Origin of the sequence: Aliiroseovarius crassostreae (genome assembly GCF_049803815.1) — a bacterium.
GTDB lineage: Bacteria > Pseudomonadota > Alphaproteobacteria > Rhodobacterales > Rhodobacteraceae > Aliiroseovarius > Aliiroseovarius crassostreae_A.
Genome location: NZ_JBNAGI010000009.1, coordinates 89880 through 116044, shown reverse-complemented (window position 1 = coordinate 116044; position 26165 = coordinate 89880). Strand labels below are relative to the sequence as shown.

The following is a 26165-nucleotide window of genomic DNA, read 5'->3' as shown; positions in this document are numbered from 1 at the left end:
GTGGCCTATTCGATCAACTGGTCCAAGAGGGTCAAGAGCCGATCATAATCCGCGTCCCCCAACCGATCGCGGAAGCTCTGGGCAATTGCAGCGGCCTCAGCCTGGTTGGCTTCGATGATGCGCTGACCCGCGGGCAGGATCGCGATCACCTGACGACGGCGGTCTGCAGGGTCTGGCCCGCGCGAGATGTACCCCTGTTTGCTCATCGCCTGGATGATACGGGTCAGGCTGGGGGCCAAAAGCCCCGCGCGATTCGCCAGTTGTGACGCATCAATTGGCCCGCTTTCCATCAACACCCGCAACACCCGCCATTGCTGTTCGGTCAGGCCCGTATCCGCCAGCATCAGCCGGATCGGTGCCATGACGGATTCCCGTGCGCGGATCAGCGCGATGGGCAGCGAGTGCCGGGTAGAGGGCAGGGGGGCGGGGGGTGGCGTTTCGCTCTTTTGGTCCATCCTTCTGTCATAGAATGTTTTACATGTTAAGAAAAGAGCTTGACTTGGCGGGGTCATAATAATTAACACGTTAATTGATAATGCCACACCCCCTGATGTGCGGGGTCCGCGACCGGAGACATGACATGAGCGTGCTGAACGCCAACCTTGATAAACTCGCCCGCCTGCTTGACCGGTTTCAGGAAACCGGGATCCAGAACCGGATCGCCGGGCAGGATCGGCCCGGGGCAGGGGGTGTCTTCCAAACCCACTCGCCGGTCGACAAAAGTCTGATCTGTGACGTGGCCCATGGCACAGCGGCGGATATTGATGCGGCCGCCAACGCCGCCCATGATGCATTTGGCCCTTGGCGCGACATGCCCGCGGCTGAGCGCCGGAAGATCCTGATCAACGTGGCCGACGCTATTGAGGCGCGCGCCGAAGAGATTGCGCTGTGCGAATGCTGGGACACTGGCCAGACCCTGCGCTTCATGTCCAAGGCGGCGCTGCGCGGGGCGGAAAACTTTCGCTATTTCGCCGATCAGGTGGTGCAGGCGCGCGACGGCCAGCATCTGAAATCCCCCACCTTGATGAATGTCACCACCCGCGTCCCCATCGGCCCGGTGGGGGTGATCACGCCGTGGAACACGCCCTTCATGCTGTCGACCTGGAAAATCGCACCCGCGCTGGCGGCGGGCTGTACCGTGGTGCACAAACCGGCCGAGGCCAGCCCGCTGACCGCGCGGCTTCTGGTCGAAATCGCCGAAGAGGCGGGCCTGCCACCCGGCGTGTTGAACACGGTAAACGGCTTTGGCGAAGATGCGGGCAAGGCGCTCTGTGAACACAAGAAAATCAAGGCGATTGCCTTTGTCGGTGAAAGCCGCACGGGCAGCCTGATCACCAAACAGGGGGCGGATACGCTGAAACGCAACCACCTGGAGCTTGGCGGCAAGAACCCGGTGATTGTCTTTGACGACGCCGATCTGGACCGGGCACTGGATGCGGTGATCTTCATGATCTATTCGATCAATGGCGAACGCTGCACCTCCTCCTCGCGCCTGTTCATTCAGGACACGATCCGCGAGGAATTTGAGGCCAGGCTGATCGAACGCGTGAACAAGATCAAAGTGGGCCACCCGCTGGACCCCGCCACCGAAATCGGCCCGCTGGTGACAGAAGAACACTATAATAAAGTCACCTCCTATTTCGACATCGCGAAAGAAGACGGGGCCACCGTCGCCGCGGGCGGCGTGACACTGGGCGATCAGGGCTATTTCGTGCGCCCGACCCTGTTCACCAACGCCACCAATGACATGCGCATCGCGCGCGAAGAAATCTTTGGCCCCGTCCTCACCTCGATCCCCTTCACCACCGAAGACGAGGCGCTGGCGATGGCCAATGACACCGATTATGGACTGACCGGGTATCTCTGGACCAACGACCTGACCCGCGCGTTGCGCTTTACCGACCGGCTGGAAGCGGGCATGATCTGGGTGAACAGCGAAAACGTGCGCCACCTGCCCACGCCCTTTGGCGGGGTCAAGGCATCCGGCATCGGGCGCGACGGCGGCGACTGGTCGTTTGAGTTCTACATGGAGCAAAAGCACATCGGTTTTGCCACCGGTCAACACAAGATCATGCGGCTCGGCACCTGACCGGCCTCATTTTCTTGCCATAAATACCTCGGGGAGCGCGAGGGGGGACCCCTCGCTTCGACCGATCAACTGAAAGGGTCCGTCATGGGGCAGATTGTCCAAGCCGCAAAAATCACCCACGTGCCCAGCATCTGGATGTCGGAAACCATGCCGAAATACAAAGGCATCCGCCAACCCGCGGTCGATGGCTATGCCCGCCTGCGACAGGATGCGATTGACCGGGGGGTCGAGACCTTCGTCATTTTCGACACCCATTGGATCACCAATCAAGGCTTTCACCTGAACGCCAAACCGCACCACAAGGGCCGGTTCATCAGCCACGAACTGCCGCATATGCTCGCGGATATGGAGTTCGATTATCCCGGTGATCCCGATCTGGCCGACGCGATCCTGTCAGTGTTGAAAGAGCGGGGCGAACGCGCGATTGGCCATGCGCAACCCGACCTGGGCATGGAATATGGCACGTTGCTGCCGATGCATTTCATCAACGAAGGCGTGAACGCCCGCGTCCTGCCCGTCGCCGTCAATCAATTCTCCTCGATCGAAGAAAACCGCCGTTGGGGGGCCGCGATTGCCGAAGGGATCCGCCGGTCGGATCGCAAGGTGTCAATCCTCGCGTCAGGCTCTCTCAGCCATGATTTCACCCCGAATGAACGCTCGGTCGACGGGCTGAACGCGGTGAATGGCGAATTTAACCGGCAGATGGATCTGCGCGTGCTGGATCTGTGGAAGCAGGGAAAATGGGGCGAGTTCCTCGACCTGTTGCCGGATTACGCGGTCAAATGCACCGGCGAATGCGCAATGAACGACACGGCGCTTTTGTTCGGCGCGCTGGGGTGGAAAGATTACGCGGGCGAGATCGACATCTACACACCGTACTTCGGCAGCTCTGGCACCGGCCAGGCCAATATCAGCTTTTCGGTCTGACACGCGGCACCGGAATTTTCGAAAATTCCGGCCCGTTTCCGTGCTCGGAAACGGCACCCGGTCACACAGGGGGTCCTGAATGCGATTTGCAACGTTTCTATCCGGAGGGCAGCGCCATTTCGGCGCGGTGTCCGACGCGGGCGCCATCGCGCTAGATGACGCTTTTCCCGACCATACCTCGCTGTACGAGGTGATTGCAGCCGGGCGGTTTGACAATCTGGCCAAAGCCGCCGACGGGCGCACCGTGACCCACACCGATGTCACCTATGACATGGTGCTGCCGGATGCGCGCCGTATCCTGTGTGTGGGTGTGAACTTCCCCGACCGCAACGCGGAATACAAAGACGGCAGTGCCCAGCCGAAATACATGTCGCTGTTCCCGCGCTTTGCCAGCGGGTTCACCGGCCATGACCAGCCGCTGATCCGCCCGCCGGAAAACCACACGCTGGATTACGAGGGCGAGGTGGCGATTGTGATCGGCCGTGCCGGGCGCAGGATCCGGGCCGAGGACGCCTATGATCACATCGCCGCGCTGACACTCTGTAACGAAGGCACCATTCGCGACTGGGTGCGCCATGCGAAATTTAACGTCACCCAAGGCAAGAACTGGGATCGGTCCGGGGCAATGGGCCCGTGGCTTGTGCCCTTCACCGACCCGGATCAGTTGGACAAGGCCCGCCTCCAGACCCGCGTGAATGGCGAGTTGCGGCAGGACGATACTCTGGATCGGATGATGTTCCCGATCCGCGAGGAAATCGCCTATATCTCCACCTTCATGACGCTGCAGCCGGGCGATGTGATTGTCACCGGCACCCCCACCGGGGCAGGCGCGCGGTTTGATCCGCCGAAATACCTGGTACCGGGCGATGTGGTTGAGGTCAGTGTCGAGGGCATCGGCACGCTGCGCAACGGGGTTGAGGACGAACAGCCATGACCCCCGAGGATCACGCCCGCGCCGCTGCTGACCTGTTGACGGCGGAGCAGACCCGCTCCCAGATCGGGCTCATCACCCGGCGTCACCCCGAGATGGGGATGGAGGATGCCTATGCCGTGCAGAATGCGATCCACCGCGCGAAGCTGGATCAGGGGCGTAAGGTCATTGGCTGGAAGATCGGCCTGACCTCAAAAGCGATGCAATACGCGCTGAACATCGACATCCCCGACAGCGGCATCCTGTTTGACGACATGCTGTTTCAAAGCGGCACCACCGTGCCCGCAGGGCGGTTCATCCAACCCCGGATCGAGGCGGAAATTGCCTTTGTCATGAAGGCCGCGTTGGGTGGGGAAAATGTCACCCGTGACGATGTGATCGCGGCCACCGATTATGTCACACCGTCGATCGAGATTCTCGATACCCGGATAAAACGCATGGATCCGGACACCGGCCAGACCCGCACCGTGTTTGACACGATCAGCGACAATGCCGCGAACGCCGGGGTTGTGCTGGGGGGTGAACGCCACGCGATCGACGCGTTTGACCTGCGTTGGGTTGGCGCGCTGACCTTCCGAAATGGCGAGATCGAGGAAACCGGGCTGGGGGCAGGCGTGCTAAACGATCCGGTTGAAAGCGTGGTCTGGCTGGCGCGTCGCATGGCGCAATATGGCGGGGCCATTGAACCCGGTCACATAATCCTGTCTGGTAGCTTCATCCGCCCGGTCGAATGCCCCCCGGGCAGCAAGATCCATGCCGACTTTGGCCCCTTCGGGTCGGTCGATATCAGCTTTGAATGAGGACGCCATGCCCGCACCGACAAACACGTTCAAACAGGCCCTGAAAGAGGGGCGCCCGCAGCTGGGCTGTTGGATTGGCCTGGCTGATGCCTATGCGGCCGAGATCGCGGCCACCGCCGGGTTTGACTGGTTGCTGGTCGATGGCGAGCACGCGCCAAATGACCTGCGGTCGATCCTCGACCAGATCCGCGTGATCGAAGGCTCCAGCAGCACGCCGGTGGCCCGTCTGCCGATTGGCGAAACCTGGATGATCAAGCAATATCTGGACGCGGGGGTGCAGTCGATCTTGGTGCCGATGGTGGAAAGCGGCGATCAGGCGCGCGCGTTGGTGCGCGCGGTGACCTACCCGCCGCAGGGCGTGCGCGGGGTCGGATCGGCGCTGGCACGCGCGTCGCGCTTTTCCGCCATTCCCGATTATCTGACCACAGCGGATGACCAGATCTGCCTGTTGGTGCAGGTGGAAAACCGCGCCGGATTGGAGGCGCTGGATGACATTCTGACCACGGATGTGGATGGGGTCTTTATCGGCCCCGCCGATCTGGCCGCCGATCTGGGTCATATTGGCAATGCAGGCCACCCAGAGGTTGAAACCGCCGTCACCGACGCCCTGACGCGCATTGTGGCGGCGGGCAAGGCGGCGGGGATCCTGACGCTGGATCCGGGGATGCAGCGCAAATGCCTGGATCTGGGCGTGACCTTTCTGGCCACCGACATTGATGTGACCTGTTTTGCAAAGGCGATCCGGGCCTCGGCGCGGGCTGCAAAAGATTTATGTGATGACACAAGCGGCTAGAGACCGCCGACGGACCTGATCAGGCTTTTTGTGCAAGGAAATAATCGTTAAGGTTGTATTCACCGTGATCTTAACGCGCTGTTAACCTTTGCGCGCGATCAAAAGATCCATACCGGTTGTTCCTAGGATCGCCATGCGGCGACGTGATTGCATGTTAGCTCTGCTCAACAGATGGAGACATTGGCCAGATGTGCCATGGGCCCGCTTTGGGCCAACCCTCTACGTGTTTCTCGCCACGCTGTTGGTCTGCATCTATGCCGATTACCAACACCGGCGGATTGAACTTCAGGAAGAACGCGATCGGGTGCGCCGACAGGTCGAAACCCTTGGCGCGCAGCTGGAAGGCAGCATCAATGCCCCGTTGCAGATGACCCGCGGTCTGGTCGCCACGCTGGCCACGGAACCGGATATGAGCCAACGCCGGTTCAGCTGGCTTGCGGATCGGGTTCTGGGATCCATGAGCGGCATTCGCAATATCGCGGCGGCAAACGATCTGGTGGTCACTCTGGTCCACCCCATGGACGGAAACGAGGCGACGCTTGGGCTGGATTACGCCCGCCTGGAACAGCAACGCGAAGCCGCGTTTCATGTGCGCGACACCGGAGAATTCATCCTGACCGGCCCGGTGGACCTTGTGCAGGGTGGGCAGGGGATTATCGGGCGCTTTCCCGTTTTCACAACGCAGGAAGACGCCCGGACCTTCTGGGGGATCCTGTCGGTGGTGATCGACCTGCCAACGCTGTATCAAAATGCCGGCCTGACCGCCGCCGCAGACACCTTGGATCTGGCCCTGGTCGGGAATGTTGGCATCAACAATACCGGCATTCCGTTTTTGGGATCCGCTTCCATTTTGGCGGGCAACCCCGAAGCGGCCTCTGTTGTGGTGCCCAATGGGTCCTGGGAATTGTTTGCGCTTCCGAAAAATGGCTGGGGCAGCACGCTCCAGCAGATCGAGTTTCGGTTGTTTCTGGTGCTCAGCGCGCTTGCCGTTGTGGGTCTTGCCGCGATGGCCAACCACATGTCGGTCCAACGCCAGCTGACCATTCAACGGCTTGAACGGCGCGAAGATCAGCTGGAAACGGCCCGGCGCGAGTTGGAAGCCCTGGCGCTGCATGACCATTTGACAGGCCTGCCCAACCGCCGCTTTCTGGACCGCAAATTGTCGCGTTTGATGGGGAAAGCGTTTCCCGGCGTGATCCAGCTGGACCTTGACGGATTTAAATCGGTGAATGACCTGCAGGGTCATGCGGTGGGGGACCTGTTGTTGGTGCAGGTCGCGGAACGCCTGCAAACGGCGGCGGGGCCGGACACCTTTTTGGCGCGCAGCGGCGGGGATGAATTTGTGGTGATCTGTCTGCCCTCTTCCGGGCCGGAGACTGCCAGCACCCATGACGGGCAAAGGTTGCAGGAAACGGCGCAGCGGCTGATTGACAGCCTCAAAAAACCCTTCCTGCCGGCCGGGCGCAAATGTCATGTGGGGGTCACCGCGGGGATCCATCGCTATCGCCCCAAAGACGGGCTGAGCGCCGAAGAGGTTCTGGCCCAGGCAGATCGGGCCATGTATGACGCCAAACAGGCCGGGCGCAACCGGTTCCAGTTTTCGACCCGGTTTCGGCCCGGAACAGACGGGCCGCAACACAGCGCGGACGAGCTGATCGATGCGCTGCAATCCGGGCAGATTGTACCGTATTACCAGCCGCAGTTTTCCAATGACGGTGTCGAGATTGTTGGGGTCGAAGCGCTGGCAAGGTGGGACCACCCGCAAAAAGGCGTGTTGCTGCCGCGCGAGTTCATGCCTCTGGCCCATGCGTTGAAAGTGGAAAACGATGTGGATCATTGTATCCTCAAACAGGCCGCCAGGGACTTGGCCCAATGGGATGAGGCGGGCATTGCCCCACCACAGATCTCGGTCAATGTTTCGTTCCGACGGCTGAATGATCCCCGCCTGATCAATCAGGTCGACAAGCTGCGCCTGCCCGCCAAACGGGTGGCGCTGGAGCTTTTGGAAAGCATCTTTGTTGATGATCGCAATCCACAGGTGCTGCGCAATATCTCTGCCCTGAAATCGCGCGGATTTCGCATTGAACTGGATGATTTCGGAACCGGCCATTCCTCGGTCTCCGGTCTTCTGCAACTGGTGCCACATTGCTTCAAGATCGACCGCAGCCTGGTGCAGGCCGCACCGCGGCAACGCAAAAACCGCCGCTTGTTGGCCACCATTGCTGAAATTGGTCATGCTTTGAATATCGAGGTCTGTGCGGAAGGGGTTGAAACGCAGGAACAATTGATCACCGCGCGTGACGTGGGCTGTACGATCTTGCAAGGGTTCTATCTGGCGAAACCGATGAGCGAGGTGGATTTGCGGGTGTTTTTGCAAAAATCTGCGCAGCAAGACAGGTCTGATGTATTGCCGATCCGCGCGATTGGTTAAGGCCGTGTGGCCAACAGGGCGTTCCCCCTCCAAAAGGGGCCGCACGTGGCGGCCCCGGATCTTGATTTTGCCAGTGTGACTCAGGTCAGATCAAACCGATCCGCCTCCATCACCTTGACCCATGCGGCAACAAAATCCGCCACAAATTTGTCGCCGGCGTCATCTTGTCCATACACTTCGGACAGGGCGCGCAGTTGCGAATTTGACCCGAAGACCAGATCAACCCGCGTGCCGGTCCATTTCACTGACCCGCTGGCACGGTCACGGCCTTCAAACAGGGTGGCGTCCTCGTCGGTTGCAACCCACTTGGTCGACATGTCGAGCAGGTTGGTGAAGAAGTCATTGGTCAGTTGCCCCGGCCGGTCGGTCAACACACCATGCGACGTGCCGCCATGATTGGCGCCCAGCACCCGAAGCCCGCCGACAAGCACGGTCATTTCCGGCGCGGATAGGGTCAATAGCTGCGCACGATCCAAGAGCAGCTCTTCTGCGCTGACGGTGAACAGGGTCTTTTGATAGTTGCGGAACCCGTCTGACACCGGCTCCAGCACGGCAAAACTGTCCGCATCTGTCTGCGCCTCGCTGGCATCGGTGCGGCCGGGGGTAAAGGGCACCTCGATGTCATGACCGGCCGCCTTGGCCGCCTGTTCGACACCAACCCCACCCGCCAGCACAATCAGGTCGGCCAGCGAGATTTGCGTGCCGCCTTGGGCCTTGGCGTTGAACCCCGCGCGGATGCACTCCAGCTCGCCCAGGACACGGGCCAGCTCCAGCGGTTCGTTCACATCCCAGTCCTTTTGCGGGGCAAGACGGATGCGCGCCCCGTTCGCGCCGCCGCGCATGTCCGACCCCCGATAGGTCGAGGCAGAGGCCCAGGCCGTGCTGACCAGATCGCGCACTGACAGGTCACTTGCGGCGATATCCGCCTTCAGCGTGGCAATATCCGTGGCATCGACCAGCGGGTGATCCACCTCTGGAACCGGGTCTTGCCAAATCAGGTCCTCGCTGGGCACCTCCGGCCCCAGATACCGCGATTTCGGCCCCATATCGCGATGGGTCAGCTTGAACCAGGCCCGGGCAAAGGTCTCGGCAAACTGATCCGGGTTTTCGTGGAAGCGTTTGGAAATCGGGCCATAAATCGGATCCATCCGCATCGCCATGTCGGCGGTGGTCATCATGGTCTTGACCTTCTTCGACGGGTCATGCGCCTGCGGGGCCATGTCCTCTTCTGTCACACCAACCGGTTCCCAGATCCATGCGCCAGACGGCGATTTGGTCAGGTTCCAGTCATACCCAAACAGCAGATCGAAATAGCCATTGTCCCATTGGGTCGGGTTCGCGGTCCACGCCCCTTCGATGCCCGAGGTGGTGGTGTCATCACCGCTGCCGGTGCCATGCGTGTTGGTCCAGCCAAACCCCAGTTCCTCGATCCCCGCGGCCTCGGGTTCGGCGCCCACCAGCGCCGGGTCGCCCGCGCCATGGGCTTTGCCAAAGGTATGCCCCCCGGCCACCAGCGCCACGGTTTCCTCGTCATCCATGGCCATGCGCGCAAATGTGTCGCGGATATCACGGCCAGAGGCGAGGATATCAGGGGTTCCATCCGGCCCTTCCGGGTTCACATAGATCAGCCCCATCTGCACTGCCGCCAGCGGATTTTCCAGATTTCGGTCCCCGGAATAGCGGCTGTTTTCGTTTTCCGTCGGGGCCAGCCACTCGGTTTCAGCCCCCCAATAGATGTCTTCCTCCGGCGCCCAGATATCGGCCCGACCGCCCGCAAATCCAAAGGTCTTGCCACCCATGCTCTCAATTGCGCAATTGCCCGCAAGGATCATCAGATCCGCCCAGGACAGCGCATTGCCGTATTTCTTCTTGATCGGCCACAACAGGCGGCGCGCCTTGTCCAGATTGCCATTGTCCGGCCAGGAGTTCAGCGGGGCAAATCGTTGGTTGCCGGTCGAGGCCCCACCGCGCCCATCAGCCGTGCGATAGGTGCCCGCCGAATGCCAGGCCATGCGGATAAAAAGCCCGCCGTAATGGCCGTAATCCGCGGGCCACCAATCCTGGCTGTCGGTCATCAGGTCATAAAGATCCTGTTTCACCGCGGTCAGATCCAGTGATTTGAACGCCTCGGCATAGTCAAAATCCCCCCCCATCGGGTCGCTGTCTGCCCCGTGCTGGTGCAGGATGCGCAGGTTCAGCTGGTTGGGCCACCAATCGCTGTTTGACCGCATCCCCATGCCGGTTGCGCCATGGGCCACGGGGCATTTGCCAACTGCATTTCCGTCCATCTGTCTCTCCATCATTTGCACGTGAAATCCGACGAGGGCCTCGTCGGTGTAAACTCAGCCTATGGGGGAGGAATGATAAAGGGAAATTGCATTTTTATATCATCGTGATAATCTTAGATTATGATTGACATTACCCTGAGAAAACTGCGCTATTTCGATGCGCTGGCCCGCACCGGGCATTTTGGCCGCGCGGCCGAGGCCTGCGCCGTGTCACAGCCCGCGCTTTCGGTGCAGATCAAGGAACTGGAGGAAATGCTGGCCGCGCCCCTGTTCGAACGTGGCCCCCGCCATCTGCGCCTGACCCGGTTCGGGCAGGAGTTTTTGCGCCGCGCCCGCGATATTCTGCGCGCGGTGGATGATCTGGAGCAGCTCGCCCGTACCACCCAATCACGCCTGATCGGCCAGTTGCGCATCGGCGTCATCCCCACCATCGCGCCCTATCTTCTGCCGCGGATCATCCCCGGTCTGTCCGCGCAATTCCCCGAGGCCGAGCTGCATGTGCGCGAAACACAGACCTCGGTTCTGATCAAGGAGCTGGAAGAGGGGCGGATTGACATGGCGATCCTGGCGCTGCCAATTTCCAACCCCGCCTTTGCGGAACTGGCGTTGTTTGATGAAAGTTTCGTGCTGGTGCGCCCGGAACAGGACGCAGAAAATCCGGTGCCAGACCGGGATCGCCTGCGCGAGATGCGGCTTTTGCTGCTGGAAGAAGGCCATTGTTTCCGCGATCAGGCGCTGTCGTTCTGCAACCTGCCCGCCAACCCGCATGCCCGCCCGCAGTCAGAGCTGCGCGAGATGCTGGATGGCAGTTCGCTGGCCACATTGGTGCAGATGGTCGGGGCCGGGATCGGTGTGACCCTGATCCCGGAAATGGCCGTCCCCGTGGAAACCGGATCGGCCCCGGTATCGATCGCGCGGTTTCAAGACCCGCAACCGACCCGCACCATCGGGATGATCTGGCGCAAATCCAGCCCGCTTGGCCCGCAGTTTCAAGAGATCGCCGACATCGTGAAAGCCTGCGCCTGAAGCGTTTTCAAGCGTCACTCCCAGCTCATCACCACTTTCCCGGCCTCGCCCGACAGCATCGCCGCAAACCCGGCCTCAAATTCGTCGATCCCGATGCGGTGGGTGATCAGATCTGTCAGATCCAGCCCCGATTGCACCAGCGCAATCATCTTGTACCAGGTTTCAAACATCTCGCGCCCATAGATGCCCTTCACATGGAGCATCTTGAAAATGATCTCGTTCCAATCAACGGCAAAGGCGGTGGGGGCGATGCCCAGAAGCGCGATCTTGCCGCCATTGTTCATCCGCGCAAGCATCTGGCGCATGGCGGGGGCGGCGCCGGACATTTCCAGACCCACGTCGAACCCTTCGGTCATGCCGATCTCGTCCATCACGTCGCGCAGGACCTCTTTTTCAACGTCGACCACGTGCTGCACACCCATTTTGCGGGCAAGATCGAGACGATAGGGGGCAATGTCGGTGATCACCACCTTGCGTGCGCCGACCTTTTGCGCGACCAGCGCGCCCATGATGCCGATCGGGCCCGCGCCGGTGACCAGCACGTCTTCGCCCACCAGGTCAAATGACAGGGCGGTGTGAACGGCATTGCCCAGCGGGTCGAAAATCGCGGCGATCTCGTCGGGGATATCATCGGGGATCGGCACCACATTGGCCTCGGGGATGCAGACATATTCGGCAAAAGATCCGGGGCGGTTCACGCCAACGCCCAGCGTGTTGCGGCACAGATGCCCGCGCCCTGCGCGGCAGTTGCGACAGATGCCGCAGGTCACATGGCCTTCGCCCGACACGCGCTGGCCGATCTTGAATTTCACCGCGGATTTGCCGGTGTCCACGATCTCGCCGCAAAACTCATGCCCGACCACCATCGGTACGGGCACGGTTTTGGCGGACCATTCATCCCATTTCCAGATATGCACATCGGTGCCGCAGATCGCGGATTTCTTAACCTTGATCAGCACTTCGTTGTCGCCCGGTTCCGGCACCGGCACATGTTCCATCCACAGCCCTTCGCGGGGATGGGCCTTTACCAGGGCTTTCATTTCGTTGCTCATTGGATGATCCCCATATCGCGGCCCACTTCGATGAAAGCGTCAATCGCGCGGTCCAACTCGGCGCGGGTCAGGGCGGCGGACATTTGCGTGCGGATCCGGTCCTGGCCTTTGGGCACCACGGGGAAGGAAAACGCGGCGACATAGACGCCTTTTTCATCCAGACGCGCGGCCATGTCCTGCGCCAGCTTCGGGTCGCGCAGCATCACCGGAATGATCGGATGTTCCCCCGGCAACAGATCAAACCCGGCCTCAGACATGCGGGTGCGGAAATGTGCGGCATGGTCCATCAGCACCTCGCGCCGGTCGGTCGAGGCTTCCAGCATATCCAGCACCGCGATTGAGGTTTGCGCGATCACCGGGGCCAGCGTGTTGGAAAACAGATAGGGGCGCGAGCGTTGGCGCAGCCAATCGACCACCTCGGCCTTGCCGGACGTGTACCCCCCCGACGCGCCGCCAAGCGCCTTGCCCAGCGTGCCGGTGATGATGTCGACCCGGTCCATCACGCCGCAATGTTCCGGCGTGCCGCGCCCGGTGTCGCCCATGAAGCCCACCGCGTGGCTGTCATCCACCATCACCATCGCGTCGTATTTTTCCGCCAGATCGCAGATCTCGGACAATTTGGCGATATAGCCATCCATCGAAAAGACACCATCGGTGGCGATCATCTTGAACCGCGCCCCCGCCGCATTGGCCTCTTGCAGACACCGTTCCAGATCCGCCATGTCGGAATTGGCGTAGCGGAAGCGTTTCGCCTTACAAAGCCGCACCCCGTCAATGATCGACGCATGGTTCAACGCGTCGGAAATGATCGCGTCTTCCGGCCCCAGCAGCGTTTCAAACAGGCCGGTATTGGCGTCAAAACACGACGAATAGAGGATCGTGTCCTCCATCCCCAGAAAACGCGAAATCCGCGCCTCCAGTTCCTTGTGCTCTTCCTGCGTGCCACAGATGAACCGCACCGACGACATGCCATACCCATAGCGCGACAACGCCGCCCGGCCCGCTTCGATCAGCGCGTCATTGTCACTGAGGCCCAGGTAATTGTTGGCACAGAGGTTGATCACCTCGCGCCCCGAGCTAAGCCCCACCGTGCCACTTTGTTTGGTCGTGATCACCCGTTCGGATTTATAAAGCCCCGCCTCGCGCAAACCACCAAGTTCGGCGGTCAGGTGGGTGATGAAAGCCTTGGTCATGTGATTCTCCGATCTGTCGGTCAGGTCAATCGGCCCGGCGGGGCGGCCCTGTGCAACGGGCCACGGGATCCGCAGACGGGTCGATCCGGCGTTGTTATCTGGGGACCCTAACACAACAGACTGAAAGAGGTTCAATTCATTGCTGTGATACGATGATCCAGCGCTGGCGATCTGTGGATCTGTCGGGGCGGCCCCCCCGGGGGCGGGATATGAGCTGCGGCCGAATATATTCTCTAGCTTCCAACGCTGGCGCATCGGGCATATTTCGTCGTCGCATCCGGGCAAACATGTCGCAGTGAGAACAGTCTCCAGCGCCCGTGCGTGTCAGCCTGTTCACATCGTCAGGGAGAGTCAGATGCAAAACGATGCGTTCCGTTTTCGCGACATTCGCAAGATTGACCCCAGCAAGGGCAGCACGCTGGGGGACAACACACCCAATGACAATGACCGGATCGAAATCGGCCCGACGCAGCTGGCCTTTCGGGAATGGGAAGCGGCGGGGATCGCGCTGCCCGATCTGCAGGCGATGCGGAAATTTCGCTGGAAACGGTTGATCCAGCATATTCAGGACCGCGACTATGGCGCGCTTTTGGTCTTTGATCCGCTCAATATCCGCTACGCCACCGACAGCACCAATATGCAGCTGTGGAACACCCATAACCCGTTCCGCGCGCTGCTGATTTGCGCCGATGGGTATATGGTGCTGTGGGACTATAAACAGTCGCCCTTCCTGTCGACCTTCAACCCGCTGGTGCGCGAACAGCGGGCCGGGGCGGACCTGTTCTATTTCGACCGTGGTGACAAGATCGACGTGGCGGCGGATGTGTTTTCCAACGAGGTGCGGGTGCTGGTTGATGAACATGGCGGGGGCAACAAGCGCCTTGCCGTGGACAAGGTCATGCTGCACGGGCTGCGCGCGCTTGAGGCCCAGGGGTTCGAGGTGTTCCCGGGTGAAGAGCTCACCGAAAAATGCCGCGCGATCAAAGGGGTGGATGAGATCAAGGCGATGCGCGCGTCAATCTTTGCCTGCGAATTGGCCGTGGGCGAGATGGAAAGATTTGCCCGCGCCGAAGTGCCGGGCGGCGAGGTGTCAGAAGATGACATCTGGGCGGTGTTGCACGCCGAAAACATCAGGCGCGGTGGGGAGTGGATCGAAACCCGGCTGCTCACATCCGGGCCGCGCACCAACCCGTGGTTTCAGGAATGCGGCCCGCGCATTGTGCAAAACAATGAAATCATCAGCTTCGACACGGATCTTGTCGGGGCCTATGGCATCTGCACCGATATTTCCCGCAGCTGGTGGATTGGTGATGAAAAACCCCCGGCGGATATGATCTATGCGATGCAACACGGGTTAGAGCACATCCGCGCAAATACCGAGCTGTTGAAACCCGGTGTGAACATCCAAGAGGTCTCGCGCGGCTGTCACAGGCTGGATGACCAGTTTCAGGCGCAAAAATATGGCTGCATGATGCATGGTGTCGGGCTGTGCGATGAATGGCCGCTGGTGGCCTATCCCGATCAGATGGTGGAGGGTGCGTTTGATTACGTGCTGGAACCGGGCATGGTGCTGTGTGTCGAAGCATTGGTCGGCGCCGTAGGGGGCGATTTCTCGATCAAGCTGGAAGATCAGGTATTGATCACCGAAACCGGTCACGAGCTGCTGAGCCAGTATCCCTATGATCCGCGCCTGTTGGGCGAGGGGTGATCACAGACCCAAATCGCGAAAAGGTGGTGTGCCGATTTACAGTTTTTTGCCGATTTACAGGGGCAGTCGGGTCAGTTTCCCACCCTCAAGGCGGTAACCTTCGGGGGCAATTTCGGCGCGAAAATCGGGGTCGTGGCTGACCAGGATGATCGCCTGATCCAACCCGTTCAGGATCTCGACCAGCCGGGCGTGGTTGCTGGGGTCAAGCGCATTGGTTGGCTCGTCCAAAATCAAGACCTCTGGGTCCATCGCCAGAACGGTCGCCAGTGTGACCAGACGTTTCTCGCCGCCTGACAGTTTGTGGGTGACCCGGTCGCGCAGATGCATCAGGCCAAGGCGCGACAGCACGCCATCGACAATCGCCAGCGCTTCAGATTTTGATTTCCCCAGGTTCAGCGGCCCGAACGCCACATCTTCGGCCACGGTGGGGCAAAAAAGCTGATCATCGGCGTCCTGAAATACCAAACCCACCCGGCGGCGGATCTCGTGAAAATCGGCCTCTTCGGAAAGGGTCTTGCCAAAGGCGGTGATGGTGCCGCCCGTGGGCACCAAAAGCCCCATGATGATTTTCAAAAGCGTGGATTTTCCCGCCCCGTTTGACCCGACCAGCGACAGGCGGTCCCCCGGCCTCAGCCGCATCGACGCGCCGGTCAGCACCGGATCCAGCCCCGGATAGGCGAACTGGATATTGTCGAGCTCAATAAGTGGCATAGATGACCTCGGCCCCGATCAGGGCAATCAGGGCGGCGCAAAGCGCCACGGCAAACAGGATGTCATTGCGGGTCAGGCGGAAATCCTCAAGCAACATGATGCGCCCGGAAAAACCCCGGCATTTCATCGCCGCCAGAATGCGTTCCGACCGCTCGATCGCGCGCACCAGCATCATGCCCACCAGATAGCCATAGCTGCGATAGGTGTGCCAATTGGTGCCGGGGCGAAAGCCGCGCAGTTTCATCGAGGTGCGCAGCCGTTGATATTCCTCACGCAGGACCTCGATATAGCGGATGGTGAACATCATCAGATGCACCAGCCGTTCGGGGGTTTTCAACGCAAACAGCGCGTGCCCCATGGTGACCGGTTCCATGGATCCGACCAGCGTCATGACGGCCAGAATTACGGCATTGGCGGTCAGCGCAATCTCGGTCGCGCGCCACAGGCCTTCCCAGGTGGCATCAAATCCCCAGATCGTGAAGATCGGCGTGCCGGGCATGGTGAAGGGCAGCAGGATCAGCGTGAAAATGATGAAACTGTCCATCATCGCCATGCGCTGCAAGGTTTTTTGAAACGGCAGGCCCGAGATCGACAAAAGCCACATCGACAGGCCAAGCGCCCCGGTCAGCACCCAGAGGTTCTCCAGCGCCACAACCACCACCGCAAAGATCACCGTCATCACAATCCGCATCCGTGGATCCAGCACCGACACCGCGCCGCGCAGGCCGCGAAAGCCAGAGATGGGTTTGTCGTCGGTCAGGACATAGGTCATCTGTCTGCCCCCGGGATCTGGGCCAGTTTGCGTCGGGCCGCGAGGTAGAAAAACAGGCCAAACAGCCCAACGATATAGCCGATCCCGCCCAGGATGGTCTGCAGATCGTTCTTGTTTTTATAGGCGGAAATTTCTTGGCGCAGCGGGCGCAATTCATTGCGGATCATCGTGGCCAGTTCCGCGCGGGTCTGGTCGGTGATCCCGGCGGGCAGGGCCATCATATTCTCCGGCGCACCGCCCAGAACCGACGCCCCGGCGGCTCCCGCAGCGGCGCTGGCATTGGTGGCCTCTCCCATCAGCTCGGCCACCTCTTGCCCGTCCATGATCACCTCGGCCACATGGCCCGCGCCCAGATCACCGCGAAAGATATGGGTCACGGGTTGGGTCGGCGTATAGAGGAAAAACCCGTCAGTGTCGGTGGTGGTTTCCCCCAGCTTATTGCCCGCCTCGTCAAAGACCTCGATCAGCAAACCCACGGCCATCTGACCATTGGAAAAGCCGATTTCCCCTTCGATATCCGTGCCGGAGGGGAACACCGACGCGATCACATTATGGGCCAGCGCGGGCAGCGGGGCCAGCAGGGTCAGGATCAATAGACAGGTGCGGATCATCACAGACCCCCTTTTGCAGGCTGGAACAGTTCGGGTTTCACGCGCAGCGCCAGGAATACGGCGGCCCCGGACAACAGCGCCTCGATCACCATCACCGGGATATGCGAGAAGAAGACCAGTTTGGCCGCCGCGGTGAACTCGTCCCCCGACAGCATGAGGGACACCGCCACGGCGATGGTCGTGGCGGCAATGGCAATCCCGCCGCCAATCCCGCCCCAGATCGCGCCCTGCATCGGCGTGCCGCGTGCGACAAGCGGTCGGAACGCGATGCCCACCAACACGGCGGGCAGCGCGATGTTCACTGCGTTAACGCCCAAGACGGTAAGCCCGCCAAAGCCGAAGAACACCGCCTGCAGCAAAAGCCCGACGAAGAGCGCCGGAAAGGCCGCCCAGCCCAGCACCAGCCCGGCCAACCCGTTCAGGATCAGGTGGACAGAACTTGGCCCGATCGGCACATGGATCAGCGAGGCGACAAAAAAGCTCGCCGACAGGACCCCCGCCGCCGGAATGCGTTCCAGCGGCAGGTTTTTGAGCCCCATGGCGATGCCGCCCACGGCCATGACCGCGCCGCCAATGACAACGGGGTTGGACAGGGCACCATCAACAATATGCATGGGGTGTCTCCTTCACGACCTGGCTTATTTCAGATCCGAGGCATGGATCCACAGGACCGCGTCCTGCGACAATTCCTTGCCCTCGTGCTCGGTCACCGGGCCGGACCCGAGGGCGGCAAAGCCCCAGAACCCTGCCTTTGGAATGCCGAAGGTGAAGACGCCATTGGCATCGGTGATCGCCACAATTGCCCCCCCCGGCATCGCCTCCACGGTGCTGTCGGGGGCGGAGAACGTGGCCAGATCGGGTTCGGCGGCCGTGTATTCAATCTCGATCTCGGCGCCAGCCACCGGTTTGCCCTCGGACAGCACCACACCCGAGAAGGTGGACCCGGTGATCACGTTGTAGGGCTTGTTCAGCGGCAGGATCTCGGTCGGCAGGCCCACGGGCTGATCCCAATCGGTGGGCAGCGTGTTGCGGTTCAGAACCGATTTGGTGATCTGCTGGATATAGATGTCCTCGCTTTCCTCGTAATAGGGCGCGGGCACGGTCACCACCACGTAATCGCCCGACCGTTTGACCGGCACGGACGCGGTAAAGGCGGCGGCTTCATTGTGCTTGCCCTTGAAAGTGGCAGGGGCCACGCGATCCAACAGGTCGGTCTTTTGACCATTGTGGATCATGAAAAATTCTTGCGGCGCGGCCATATCCATCGCGTGGCCGCTTTCCATTGGGTGCCAGAAGATAAGGCCCATCGGCACATCGCCGGGCTTGTCGATCAGCACCTCATCGGTGTGTTGCAACAGGAAATGCGCGGATGCGCTTACAGGTACAAAGGCGGCCACAGCTGCGGCCAGAAGTGTCTTTTTCATGTCGTCCTCATTCGACATCGCGGACGGGCCTTTTGGCACGCCTGCAATCAGGAATGAACAACGGGGAGTAATGGCACGAGTGGTTTCGGTATATGCACCGGAAACCGCCGGGCCAGACGCTCACCCCGGCGTCCGGTGGAAATGGGCCTAAGCCCAGCGTCCGGCAGGTCTCCTGACTCGCGGGTCATGGTTTGGCTGGCCTTCCCGAAAGACGCTTTGGCGTCCCCAGTGGCGTTCTCAGCTTCACTCACCGCTCACAGTTGCGGGGGCAGTCACGGAATTGGCGCCTGTTGGCTCCTCCTCACCGTATTCCCTATTGCTACCACGCGGCCTGGGGCGCGCGCGGAACCGTTCGCAGGGTCTGAATGGCAGGGGGGCAAATCGGAGTCAAGCCTTTCATAAAATCCGACGCCCGCGCGACGGCCTGTTCCCCCTCTTTGCAACCCTCTGGCTGACAGGCCAGCGCCGTGTTTTTTAAGGTCCAAAGGGGCGCGCAGGCAGGCGGTTGCACGGCCCGAATATCCGCGTGTTTGGCCAAGCCAGCCCTGATCCATGCAACCGTTACCGGGTGAGGTCATAGTCTTTGCTGTTTTGGATGGTCCGAAGCGCTCCACTGCGCCGAAGATCTGCCAATGCCGCATTGAAGGCGCTTAGAAACTGATCCGCCCCCGAAGATTTCGACAGGCCGAAATGAGAATGCTTGCCGGACATCGGGGGGTTTGTTGGAACCAGCCAATCAGTCCAGCCACTTTCCTGCGCAGCAAAATGCCCCACAGTGTCATCAATTGCGATCAGGTCCACGCGATTGTGCAGCAACTGTAGGCGATAGTTGAACTGAGACTCCTATTGCCTTTGAGGGTAGGGGGATCGGTCCAGCTCTGTCATCATCTTTTCCCTGCAGACCTCCGCCGGCGTTTTCCACCCGAATTCCAACCGAAGCATTTACGGGGTGTGCTGTTGAGCCGGTCGCAGAACCACGTCATCGTCCCGATCTCGGCCTGCAGGCTTTGCTCCCCTCAGCGCTCTCGGTGACACTTCTGCTTTGCAAGCCCGGTGACATTTCTTCTTGGTTGCACCAAGGTAATTTCTCATAAGAGTTGTTATGTTATATATCTCCGCCCTCACGATCCGGAACGCCCATAAAGATAGCACTGTCGCGGGCGTTTCAGGATAACCATGTGCCTCACGTCTACCCCGAAACCTTTTCAACCCGGACATCTGTGTATCCGCCGTTAAACGGTGCCGCCCAGGCTGCCTTCCAGTGCAACCAGCTCCTGACCGCCAGCCATCAGATCCTGAAGCTCTTCCGGTGTGATCTGGCCACGTTGTGCGGTGCCAAGGGTCTGGCCGCGATTGAGCACCGTGAACCGGTCCCCGACCGCCAGCGCATGACGGACATTATGCGTGATGAACACCACGGCAATCCCCTGCTTGCGCACCTTGTCGATTGTCGCCAGCACGTTTGCGGTCTGGCGCACCCCCAGGGCCGAGGTTGGTTCGTCGAGGATCAGCACCTTTGCGCCGAAATGCACCGCGCGCGCGATGGCAACCGTTTGGCGTTCCCCGCCCGACAACGTGCCGACGGCCTGATCAGGGCCACGCAGGTTGATGCCCATCTTGCGCATCTCCTCCATGGTGACCTGGTTGGCGTAATCATGGTCAAAGAAACTCAGCGGCCCGACCTTCTTCACCGGCTCATTGCCCATAAAGAAATTGCGGCTGACTGACATCAGCGGGATCATCGCAAGATGCTGGTGCACCGTCGCAATCCCAGCGGTGATCGCGTCCCGCGGGTCGGCAAAGCTCATCGGTTTGCCTTCGAAATAGATCTCGCCATGGGTGGGCTGATGCACACCGGACATGGTTTTGATAAAGGTCGATTTGCCCGCGCCATTGTCGCCCAGCAGGCAATGACATTCGCCGGGGAACACCTCAAGCGAGACCCCCGCCAGCGCAATCACGCTGCCGAAATGTTTCTCGATGTTCTTCATCTGGATGATTGGGGCTTTTTCCGGATTCATATCAACGCTCCCCCGTGATGATGCGACGAATATAGGTGTTCAGGATCACGGCACCCAAAAGGATCACCCCCAGGAACACCCGAAACAGGCTGCTTTCGACGCCCGCAAAGAACAGGCCCTGTTGGACGACGCCAAAGATCAGCGCGCCAAGGGCCGCGCCCAGCACAGACCCATAGCCGCCGGTCAAAAGCGCCCCACCGATGACAACGGCAATGATCGCCTCGAACTCTTTCAACAGCCCGCGATCCGCGCCGGCCGAGCCAAACTCCATCACCTGGCAGACCGCAAAGATCGTTGCGCAAAAGGCGGTGAACATGAACATCAGGATCTTGACCTTATTGACCGGCACACCCGAATTGCGCGCCGCTTCGGCATCGCCCCCCGAGGCGTAGATCCAGTTGCCGAACTTGGTTTTGGTCAACAGCACATGGCCAAAGAGGATCAGAAGGATCGCCCAGATGATCAGCATCGGCACCCCGTCCACAACCGGCTGACCCTTGCGGGTGCCGCGTTCGAAAACGGCGATCACACCGGTGTCGCCCAGCCACTGAAACAGGCCGGTCAGGATCTTGCCCCCAAAGATCGGCGCCAGCCAATCCCCTTCGGCCACATCCTTGATCCCACCGATAATGGTTTTGCGCTCAATCACCTGCGGCAGGAAAATGGCAAATCCACGCAGGATGAACAGGAAGGCCAGCGTCACGATGAAACTTGGCAGGCCCGTGCGGATCACGATGAACCCGTTCAACGCCCCAATGGCAATGCAGATGACAAAGGTCAGCAGGATCGCGAACCAGACCGGCCAGCCAAGGGTCACGCTGAAAATCGCGATCAACATGCCCGCAAAGCCGATCATCGACCCGACCGACAGGTCAAACTCGCCCGCAATCATCAACAGGCAGGCGCCCACGGCGATGATCATGAACTGGGCCGAAACGGTGGACCAGTTCATCATGCCCTGGCTGTTGAACATGCCGCTGTCGAAGGCGAACAACAGGAAGAAGGTGAAGACGGCGACGGTGCCGACGATGCCGCCCAATTCGGGGCGGATCAGCGCTTCGCGAAAGCGGGACCGGGTCTTGATTCTCTCATCGACCGCAGGTTCGGTGGGTGCTTGGGACATGGTATGCCTCTGGGTCCTTGTTCAGGATAGAATAAGGGCGACCAAAATGCTCCGGCCGCCCTTCGGGAGAATATCAGCGGTATTCGCCTGCAAACATTTCGATCTTCTCAAGCCCATCTGCGGTCACGAAACCGGGGCCAGAGTTGATGTTGTTGCCCGGCAGAACGCCGTAGCGGTGGAAATTGGTCATGACCACAACCGGCAGATAGGCCTGCAGGAAGGGCTGCTGGTCGATGCCCCACTGGATCACACCGGATTTGATGCCTTTGACAATCTCGCCCCCCAGATCGAAGGTGCCGAAATAGATGTCGCCCGCCATGCCGTTTTCTTCCAGCGCCAGAAGGGTCGGATCAGCCGATGTCGGCCCCAGGGTCAAAACCGCATCCGTGTCCGGGTTGGCCGACAGATAGGCCAGCACGCGGTTCTTGATTTCCGCCGGGTCCTGCCCCGCATCAATCATCTGCGTGCCCAGGTCAACACCCAGACCGTCAGCAAACCCCTGACACCGCTCTTGCGAAGAGGGCTGCACAATATAGTGGTTCACGCAAAGGAAGCTGCCGACACCATCGCCCTTGGCGCGCAGACCCGCCGCATAACCCGCGTCATATTCCGGCTGACCCACATACATCAGGGCACCAACTTCACGGGCCTGCTCCGGCGTGCCGGTGTTCATGATGATCACGTCAACGCCGCTGTCCACCGCCGATTTGATCGGGCCGGACAGAACGTCATAATCCGCCAGCGTGGTGATGATGCCATTTGGACCAGAGGCCGCCGCCTGTTCGATGATCCGGGCCATATCGGCAAGGTCGCCGGTGGGCGGGTTGCGGTATTCAACCTCGACATCCATCTGTTCGCCCGCCAGCGCAATACCGTTCTTGATGGTGTTCCACCAGCTGTCGCTGTCAGGCGCATGGCTGACAAGGATGTATTTCTCACCCTCGGCCAGGGCCGAGCTCGCCGCCATCAGCGGCGCCGCAGCCACAGCGGCCGCAAGCGCAAGTTTCTTCGTTAGTGACGTCATGATATCCTCCCAAAATTCACCTTGTTTCCGGTGCGAGAGCGGTCCTCCCCGCCTCTCCAACAACAGTTTAAGCACATCCCAATATCTTTTGCAACCGGTTGCAAAAACATTCATGGCATTTCCTGCTGCAGCGCGCCCCAAAACCCGCTAAAAGAAGTAAACAGGCAGATATGAAGGCAAACCGGACATGGCCGTTACATTGAAAGAGGTTGCAGAGCGCGCGGGGGTTTCACGCTCTGCGGTATCACGCACCTTTACCGATGGTGCCTCCGTGTCCGACAAGATGCGCCGCAAGGTGGAAAAGGCCGCGCGTGAACTGGGCTACAGCCCAAACGCCCTCGCCTCGTCCCTGACCACTGGGCGCACCAAGCTGATTGGCCTGGTCTCGAACAACTTTCACAACCCGATTTTCCTGGAGGTCTTTGACCTGTTCACCCGCGGGCTGCAGGACCGGGGGTTGCGCCCCCTGCTGGTCAACCTGACGGATGAAACAGACCCTGAAAACTCGGTCAGGATGCTGCGCCAATATTCCGTCGACGGGGTGGTTGTGGCCTCCTCCACCCTGCCGCCGGGCTTTGCCAAGGCGTTTCGCGATGCGGGCGTGCCGGTTGTGCACAGTTTTGGCCGGTCGTCTTCGGCGCCGCAGGTCCATGTGGTTGGAATTGACAATGTCGAATGTGGCCGCATGGCGGCACGGGCGCTGGTGGCGCGCGGTCACGATCATGTGGCGTTTATGGGCGGACCCAAAGGCGCCACATCCACCCAGGATCGCCTTGCGGGATTCGCCAGTGAAATGGAAAACCACCCCGGGATTCGCACCACCCATTCCTTTGCCAAGGCCTATTCCTTCGACGCCGGGCGGGCGGAAATGCAGCGGCTGCTGGCCTCTGACCCGGGCCCGGCCCAGGCCTATTTCTGCGGGGATGACGTGCTGTCAATCGGCGCACTGTCCGCCCTTCGCGACAGCGGGCTGCGCGTGCCCGAGGATATCGGCGTGATCGGGCTGAATGATATGGAAATGGCCGGGTGGGAAAACATCAACCTGACCACCATCCACCAGCCGATCCGGCAAATCGTGACCTCGTCGATTGAACTGATGGTGGCGATGCTGGACGAACCGGATCGCTATCCCGAAGCGCGGATCTTCCCCTGTTCGATTGTCGAGCGGGGCACGCTGCGCCCCGCCCCATAAGCTATTGGAACATGGGGGGACGCGCGTCCAGCCAGACGCCGCCTTTTTTGGCCGACGCCACCGCCGTATGCACCGCCGCCATAGACCGCACCCCATCCGCCGCATTGGGCAACCCATCGCGGGCGGCACCGGAAATCGCATCCGCCAGATCGCAATAGATATTGGCAACCGCCAGCGGGAACCCCTCGGGATGGGCAATGGCCACACGCGACAGACGCTGGGCGTCGTCATGCAACCCGCCCTCGCCTTTCTCGATGATCTGGGTGCGCCCGCCAACCGGGGTATAAATCAACTGGTTGGGCTGTTCCGACGCCCATCGCAGACCGCCGGTTTCGCCAAACACCTGAATGTCAAATCCGTGCTGGCGCCCGATCGCCACGGAAGAGGTCCAGAGCCGCCCAACCGTGCCCCCTTCCATGCGGAAATTGACCATCGCGTCGTCTTCCAAGTCCCGCGACGGGATGGTCGAGGCGAAATCAGCCGAAAGCGTTTCCACCTCGTCATCCGCAATGAAACTGGCCATATGCAGCGCGTGGATGCCGCAATCGGCAAACTGCCCGGACACGCCCGCCATGGCCGGGTCATAGCGCCAGCGCACCCGCGGATTGTCCGCATCCGTGGCGTCGCCGTGGTGGCCGTGGCTGAAATTGGTCACAACCAGCCGCACCTTGCCAATCTCGCCAGCGCGCACCATGGCGCGGGCCTGACGCACCATCGGATAGGCCGAGTAGCAATAATTTACCGCACAGATTTTCCCTGACTTTTCAGCGACTTTGACAATCTCTTCGCCTTCCTCAACCGTCATCGTCATTGGCTTTTCACAAAGCACATTGAAACCGGCCTCGAGGAAGGATTTGGTGATTTCGAAGTGGGTCGAGTTGGGTGTGGCAACCGTGACCAGGTCAATCCGGTCGTCACGATCTTTCTCTCCGGCCAGCATTTCGGTCCAGTCGCCATAGGCGCGGTCGGCGGCGATGCCCAGACGCTGCGCATAGTCGCGCCCCACCTCCGGGCGGTGATCCAGCGCGCCGGCGGTAAATTCAAACCGTCCGTCGGCCAGCGCGCCCAGACGGTGTGCCGGACCGATCTGGCTGCCTTCGCCGCCCCCGATCATTCCCCATTTCAGTTTCGTCATGGTCACATCTCCTCAGTTGAAACCGATGGTTTCAAGATATTCTCGGTTCTTGCGCGCATCCCCCAGGGGATCGGGATCAAGGGTCGGGTCGCAATCCTGTTCCACGGTACACCAGCCCTCGAACCCCGCATCCAAAAGCACCTGGCGCACAGCGGGGAAATCCACATCCCCCTCGCCCAGATTGCAGAAAATCCCCTGCCCGCAAGCGTCATAAAACCCGGTGCGGCTGGCGATCACATCGGCCTTGACCGATGGGTCGATGTCTTTGAAATGCATATAGGAAATCCGCCCGACATGGCGCTTCATGAAGGCCACCGGATCAAAGCCCGCATAGGAATGGTGGCCGGTGTCAAAGCAGATTTTCAAAAGATTTTCATCCACCTCATCAAGCAGCCGTTCAAGCTCTGGTTCAAAATCCATGAAGCCTCCGGCATGGGCATGGATGCCCACGGTCAGCCCGTATTCCTCGGTGCCAATGCGCGCGCTTTCCGCGATTCGGTCGCGGTACGCCACCCAGTCTGCCTTATCCATTTGTTCGGCTTCGCCAGCCCGGCCTGCGGTCGGCGCGCGACGGGGCGAAATACTGTCGATCAGCACCAGATGCTGCGCGCCATGGGCCTTCAGCGCACGTGCCGTGCGATGCGTGGCATCCAGCACATCTTCCCAGGCATCCGGGTCATGATAGGCGCGAAAGACAACGCCGCCAATCAGCTCCAGATCATGTTCCGCCAAAGCCTCACCCAGCACGGCCGGGTCTTCGGGCATAAAGCCGACCGGCCCCAATTCAATGCCCTTATACCCCGCCGCGGCACAATCCTTCAGGACCGACCGCCAGGTTGGATTGCGCGGATCCTGCGCAAATTCCACGCCCCAGGAACAGGGGGCATTGCCAATTCTGATGCTCATCTTGCTGT

The 26165-nt window shown here is 60.5% G+C and carries 24 protein-coding genes, 1 pseudogene and 1 riboswitch; of the genes and pseudogenes, 9 read left to right on the top strand and 16 right to left on the bottom strand.

Going from position 1 to position 26165, the window contains the following annotated elements:
* Positions 1-5: 5 nt before the first annotated feature.
* Positions 6-455, bottom strand: a complete 450-nt coding sequence (hpaR, locus tag ACP15V_RS17195; RefSeq protein ID WP_424944942.1) for a homoprotocatechuate degradation operon regulator HpaR — start codon at positions 453-455, stop codon at positions 6-8.
* Positions 456-580: 125 nt separating this feature from the next.
* Between hpaR and hpaE the strand changes: the two genes are divergently transcribed.
* The 6 genes from hpaE to ACP15V_RS17165 all read left to right on the top strand — a co-directional run bounded on the left by hpaE (position 581) and on the right by ACP15V_RS17165 (position 7971).
* A complete protein-coding gene (gene hpaE / locus ACP15V_RS17190) occupies positions 581-2089 on the top strand; it encodes a 5-carboxymethyl-2-hydroxymuconate semialdehyde dehydrogenase (protein WP_424944941.1) in 1509 nt (502 codons plus the stop codon).
* Positions 2090-2173: 84 nt separating this feature from the next.
* Entirely contained in the window at positions 2174-3016 is an 843-nt protein-coding gene (gene hpaD / locus ACP15V_RS17185; RefSeq protein WP_424944940.1) for a 3,4-dihydroxyphenylacetate 2,3-dioxygenase, read from the top strand.
* A 79-nt stretch (positions 3017-3095) separates the two neighbouring features.
* Positions 3096-3950, top strand: a complete 855-nt coding sequence (locus ACP15V_RS17180) for a fumarylacetoacetate hydrolase family protein (RefSeq protein ID WP_424944939.1) — start codon at positions 3096-3098, stop codon at positions 3948-3950.
* Positions 3947-4747, top strand: coding sequence for a 2-oxo-hept-4-ene-1,7-dioate hydratase (gene hpaH, locus ACP15V_RS17175; RefSeq protein ID WP_424944938.1), 801 nt, complete (start codon positions 3947-3949; stop codon positions 4745-4747). The genes ACP15V_RS17180 and hpaH overlap by 4 nt, the downstream gene beginning before the upstream one ends.
* 7 nt (positions 4748-4754) lie before the next feature.
* Complete coding sequence (locus ACP15V_RS17170) at positions 4755-5540, top strand: aldolase/citrate lyase family protein (RefSeq protein WP_424944937.1); 786 nt, start codon at positions 4755-4757, stop codon at positions 5538-5540.
* A 190-nt stretch (positions 5541-5730) separates the two neighbouring features.
* Positions 5731-7971: a putative bifunctional diguanylate cyclase/phosphodiesterase gene (locus ACP15V_RS17165; protein ID WP_424944936.1), complete on the top strand. Its 2241-nt coding sequence runs from the start codon at positions 5731-5733 to the stop codon at positions 7969-7971.
* A gap of 80 nt (positions 7972-8051) precedes the next feature.
* Here ACP15V_RS17165 and katG read toward each other — a convergent pair whose 3' ends face one another.
* Positions 8052-10259 (bottom strand): catalase/peroxidase HPI, encoded by a 2208-nt coding sequence (gene katG / locus ACP15V_RS17160; RefSeq protein WP_424944935.1) that lies wholly within the window; start codon positions 10257-10259, stop codon positions 8052-8054.
* 120 nt (positions 10260-10379) lie between these two features.
* Here katG and ACP15V_RS17155 point away from each other — a divergent pair, with 120 nt between their 5' ends.
* Entirely contained in the window at positions 10380-11285 is a 906-nt protein-coding gene (locus ACP15V_RS17155) for a LysR substrate-binding domain-containing protein (protein WP_424944934.1), read from the top strand.
* A 14-nt stretch (positions 11286-11299) separates the two neighbouring features.
* Here ACP15V_RS17155 and tdh read toward each other — a convergent pair whose 3' ends face one another.
* On the bottom strand, positions 11300-12325 hold the full coding sequence (gene tdh, locus ACP15V_RS17150) for an L-threonine 3-dehydrogenase (protein WP_424944949.1): 1026 nt from the start codon (positions 12323-12325) through the stop codon (positions 11300-11302).
* Between the two features lie 8 nt (positions 12326-12333).
* Complete coding sequence (locus ACP15V_RS17145) at positions 12334-13530, bottom strand: glycine C-acetyltransferase (protein WP_424944933.1); 1197 nt, start codon at positions 13528-13530, stop codon at positions 12334-12336.
* A 355-nt stretch (positions 13531-13885) separates the two neighbouring features.
* Here ACP15V_RS17145 and dddP point away from each other — a divergent pair, with 355 nt between their 5' ends.
* Positions 13886-15238 (top strand): dimethylsulfonioproprionate lyase DddP, encoded by a 1353-nt coding sequence (gene dddP, locus ACP15V_RS17140; RefSeq protein WP_424944932.1) that lies wholly within the window; start codon positions 13886-13888, stop codon positions 15236-15238.
* Positions 15239-15292: 54 nt separating this feature from the next.
* On the opposite strand, the gene ACP15V_RS17135 is transcribed toward dddP, so the two are convergent.
* The 10 genes and pseudogenes from ACP15V_RS17135 to ACP15V_RS17090 form a co-directional block, all read right to left on the bottom strand.
* Positions 15293-15949, bottom strand: a complete 657-nt coding sequence (locus ACP15V_RS17135) for an energy-coupling factor ABC transporter ATP-binding protein (RefSeq protein ID WP_424944931.1) — start codon at positions 15947-15949, stop codon at positions 15293-15295.
* The gene (cbiQ, locus tag ACP15V_RS17130) at positions 15936-16721 is read right to left on the bottom strand and encodes a cobalt ECF transporter T component CbiQ (RefSeq protein ID WP_424944930.1); all 786 of its coding nucleotides are present in this window, start codon (positions 16719-16721) and stop codon (positions 15936-15938) included. The genes ACP15V_RS17135 and cbiQ overlap by 14 nt, the downstream gene beginning before the upstream one ends.
* Positions 16718-17332 carry a cobalt ABC transporter permease gene (locus ACP15V_RS17125; protein WP_424944929.1) on the bottom strand — a complete coding sequence of 205 codons (615 nt, stop codon included), beginning with the start codon at positions 17330-17332 and terminating at the stop codon, positions 16718-16720. Before ACP15V_RS17125 ends, cbiQ begins: the two co-directional genes overlap by 4 nt.
* Entirely contained in the window at positions 17332-17946 is a 615-nt protein-coding gene (gene cbiM, locus ACP15V_RS17120) for a cobalt transporter CbiM (protein WP_424944928.1), read from the bottom strand. The genes ACP15V_RS17125 and cbiM overlap by 1 nt, the downstream gene beginning before the upstream one ends.
* A 24-nt stretch (positions 17947-17970) precedes the next feature.
* Positions 17971-18756: a DUF4198 domain-containing protein gene (locus tag ACP15V_RS17115; protein ID WP_424944927.1), complete on the bottom strand. Its 786-nt coding sequence runs from the start codon at positions 18754-18756 to the stop codon at positions 17971-17973.
* Between the two features lie 145 nt (positions 18757-18901).
* A riboswitch (cobalamin riboswitch) is annotated at positions 18902-19124 on the bottom strand.
* Between the two features lie 193 nt (positions 19125-19317).
* Positions 19318-19557 (bottom strand): hypothetical protein, encoded by a 240-nt coding sequence (locus ACP15V_RS17110; protein ID WP_424944926.1) that lies wholly within the window; start codon positions 19555-19557, stop codon positions 19318-19320.
* Between the two features lie 42 nt (positions 19558-19599).
* Positions 19600-19760: pseudogene (locus ACP15V_RS17105) on the bottom strand (IS30 family transposase); the annotation flags it as partial.
* A gap of 228 nt (positions 19761-19988) precedes the next feature.
* A complete protein-coding gene (locus ACP15V_RS17100; protein ID WP_424944925.1) occupies positions 19989-20777 on the bottom strand; it encodes an ATP-binding cassette domain-containing protein in 789 nt (262 codons plus the stop codon).
* 1 nt (position 20778) lies between these two features.
* A complete protein-coding gene (locus ACP15V_RS17095; RefSeq protein ID WP_424944924.1) occupies positions 20779-21900 on the bottom strand; it encodes an ABC transporter permease in 1122 nt (373 codons plus the stop codon).
* A 73-nt stretch (positions 21901-21973) separates the two neighbouring features.
* Positions 21974-22924, bottom strand: a complete 951-nt coding sequence (locus ACP15V_RS17090; protein WP_424944923.1) for a sugar ABC transporter substrate-binding protein — start codon at positions 22922-22924, stop codon at positions 21974-21976.
* A 187-nt stretch (positions 22925-23111) separates the two neighbouring features.
* Here ACP15V_RS17090 and ACP15V_RS17085 point away from each other — a divergent pair, with 187 nt between their 5' ends.
* Positions 23112-24116: a LacI family DNA-binding transcriptional regulator gene (locus tag ACP15V_RS17085; protein WP_424944922.1), complete on the top strand. Its 1005-nt coding sequence runs from the start codon at positions 23112-23114 to the stop codon at positions 24114-24116.
* 1 nt (position 24117) lies between these two features.
* Here the strand turns inward: ACP15V_RS17085 and ACP15V_RS17080 are convergent, their stop codons facing one another.
* On the bottom strand, positions 24118-25251 hold the full coding sequence (locus tag ACP15V_RS17080) for a Gfo/Idh/MocA family protein (RefSeq protein ID WP_424944921.1): 1134 nt from the start codon (positions 25249-25251) through the stop codon (positions 24118-24120).
* 12 nt (positions 25252-25263) lie between these two features.
* Complete coding sequence (locus ACP15V_RS17075) at positions 25264-26157, bottom strand: TIM barrel protein (protein ID WP_424944920.1); 894 nt, start codon at positions 26155-26157, stop codon at positions 25264-25266.
* Between the last annotated feature and the right edge of the window lie 8 nt (positions 26158-26165).

Coding starts and splice junctions, on each gene's coding strand:
- ACP15V_RS17085 (WP_424944922.1), top strand. CDS start 23,112: ATGGCCGTTACATTGAAAGAGGTTGCAGAGCGCGCGGGGGTTTCACGC.
- ACP15V_RS17155 (WP_424944934.1), top strand. CDS start 10,380: ATGATTGACATTACCCTGAGAAAACTGCGCTATTTCGATGCGCTGGCC.
- cbiM (WP_424944928.1), bottom strand. CDS start 17,946: ATGCATATTGTTGATGGTGCCCTGTCCAACCCCGTTGTCATTGGCGGC.
- ACP15V_RS17170 (WP_424944937.1), top strand. CDS start 4,755: ATGCCCGCACCGACAAACACGTTCAAACAGGCCCTGAAAGAGGGGCGC.
- ACP15V_RS17115 (WP_424944927.1), bottom strand. CDS start 18,756: ATGAAAAAGACACTTCTGGCCGCAGCTGTGGCCGCCTTTGTACCTGTA.
- ACP15V_RS17100 (WP_424944925.1), bottom strand. CDS start 20,777: ATGAATCCGGAAAAAGCCCCAATCATCCAGATGAAGAACATCGAGAAA.
- dddP (WP_424944932.1), top strand. CDS start 13,886: ATGCAAAACGATGCGTTCCGTTTTCGCGACATTCGCAAGATTGACCCC.
- ACP15V_RS17090 (WP_424944923.1), bottom strand. CDS start 22,924: ATGACGTCACTAACGAAGAAACTTGCGCTTGCGGCCGCTGTGGCTGCG.
- ACP15V_RS17145 (WP_424944933.1), bottom strand. CDS start 13,530: ATGACCAAGGCTTTCATCACCCACCTGACCGCCGAACTTGGTGGTTTG.
- ACP15V_RS17095 (WP_424944924.1), bottom strand. CDS start 21,900: ATGTCCCAAGCACCCACCGAACCTGCGGTCGATGAGAGAATCAAGACC.
- ACP15V_RS17075 (WP_424944920.1), bottom strand. CDS start 26,157: ATGAGCATCAGAATTGGCAATGCCCCCTGTTCCTGGGGCGTGGAATTT.
- hpaD (WP_424944940.1), top strand. CDS start 2,174: ATGGGGCAGATTGTCCAAGCCGCAAAAATCACCCACGTGCCCAGCATC.
- hpaR (WP_424944942.1), bottom strand. CDS start 455: ATGGACCAAAAGAGCGAAACGCCACCCCCCGCCCCCCTGCCCTCTACC.
- ACP15V_RS17135 (WP_424944931.1), bottom strand. CDS start 15,949: ATGCCACTTATTGAGCTCGACAATATCCAGTTCGCCTATCCGGGGCTG.
- hpaH (WP_424944938.1), top strand. CDS start 3,947: ATGACCCCCGAGGATCACGCCCGCGCCGCTGCTGACCTGTTGACGGCG.
- cbiQ (WP_424944930.1), bottom strand. CDS start 16,721: ATGACCTATGTCCTGACCGACGACAAACCCATCTCTGGCTTTCGCGGC.
- ACP15V_RS17180 (WP_424944939.1), top strand. CDS start 3,096: ATGCGATTTGCAACGTTTCTATCCGGAGGGCAGCGCCATTTCGGCGCG.
- ACP15V_RS17125 (WP_424944929.1), bottom strand. CDS start 17,332: ATGATCCGCACCTGTCTATTGATCCTGACCCTGCTGGCCCCGCTGCCC.
- katG (WP_424944935.1), bottom strand. CDS start 10,259: ATGGACGGAAATGCAGTTGGCAAATGCCCCGTGGCCCATGGCGCAACC.
- tdh (WP_424944949.1), bottom strand. CDS start 12,325: ATGAAAGCCCTGGTAAAGGCCCATCCCCGCGAAGGGCTGTGGATGGAA.
- hpaE (WP_424944941.1), top strand. CDS start 581: ATGAGCGTGCTGAACGCCAACCTTGATAAACTCGCCCGCCTGCTTGAC.
- ACP15V_RS17080 (WP_424944921.1), bottom strand. CDS start 25,251: ATGACGAAACTGAAATGGGGAATGATCGGGGGCGGCGAAGGCAGCCAG.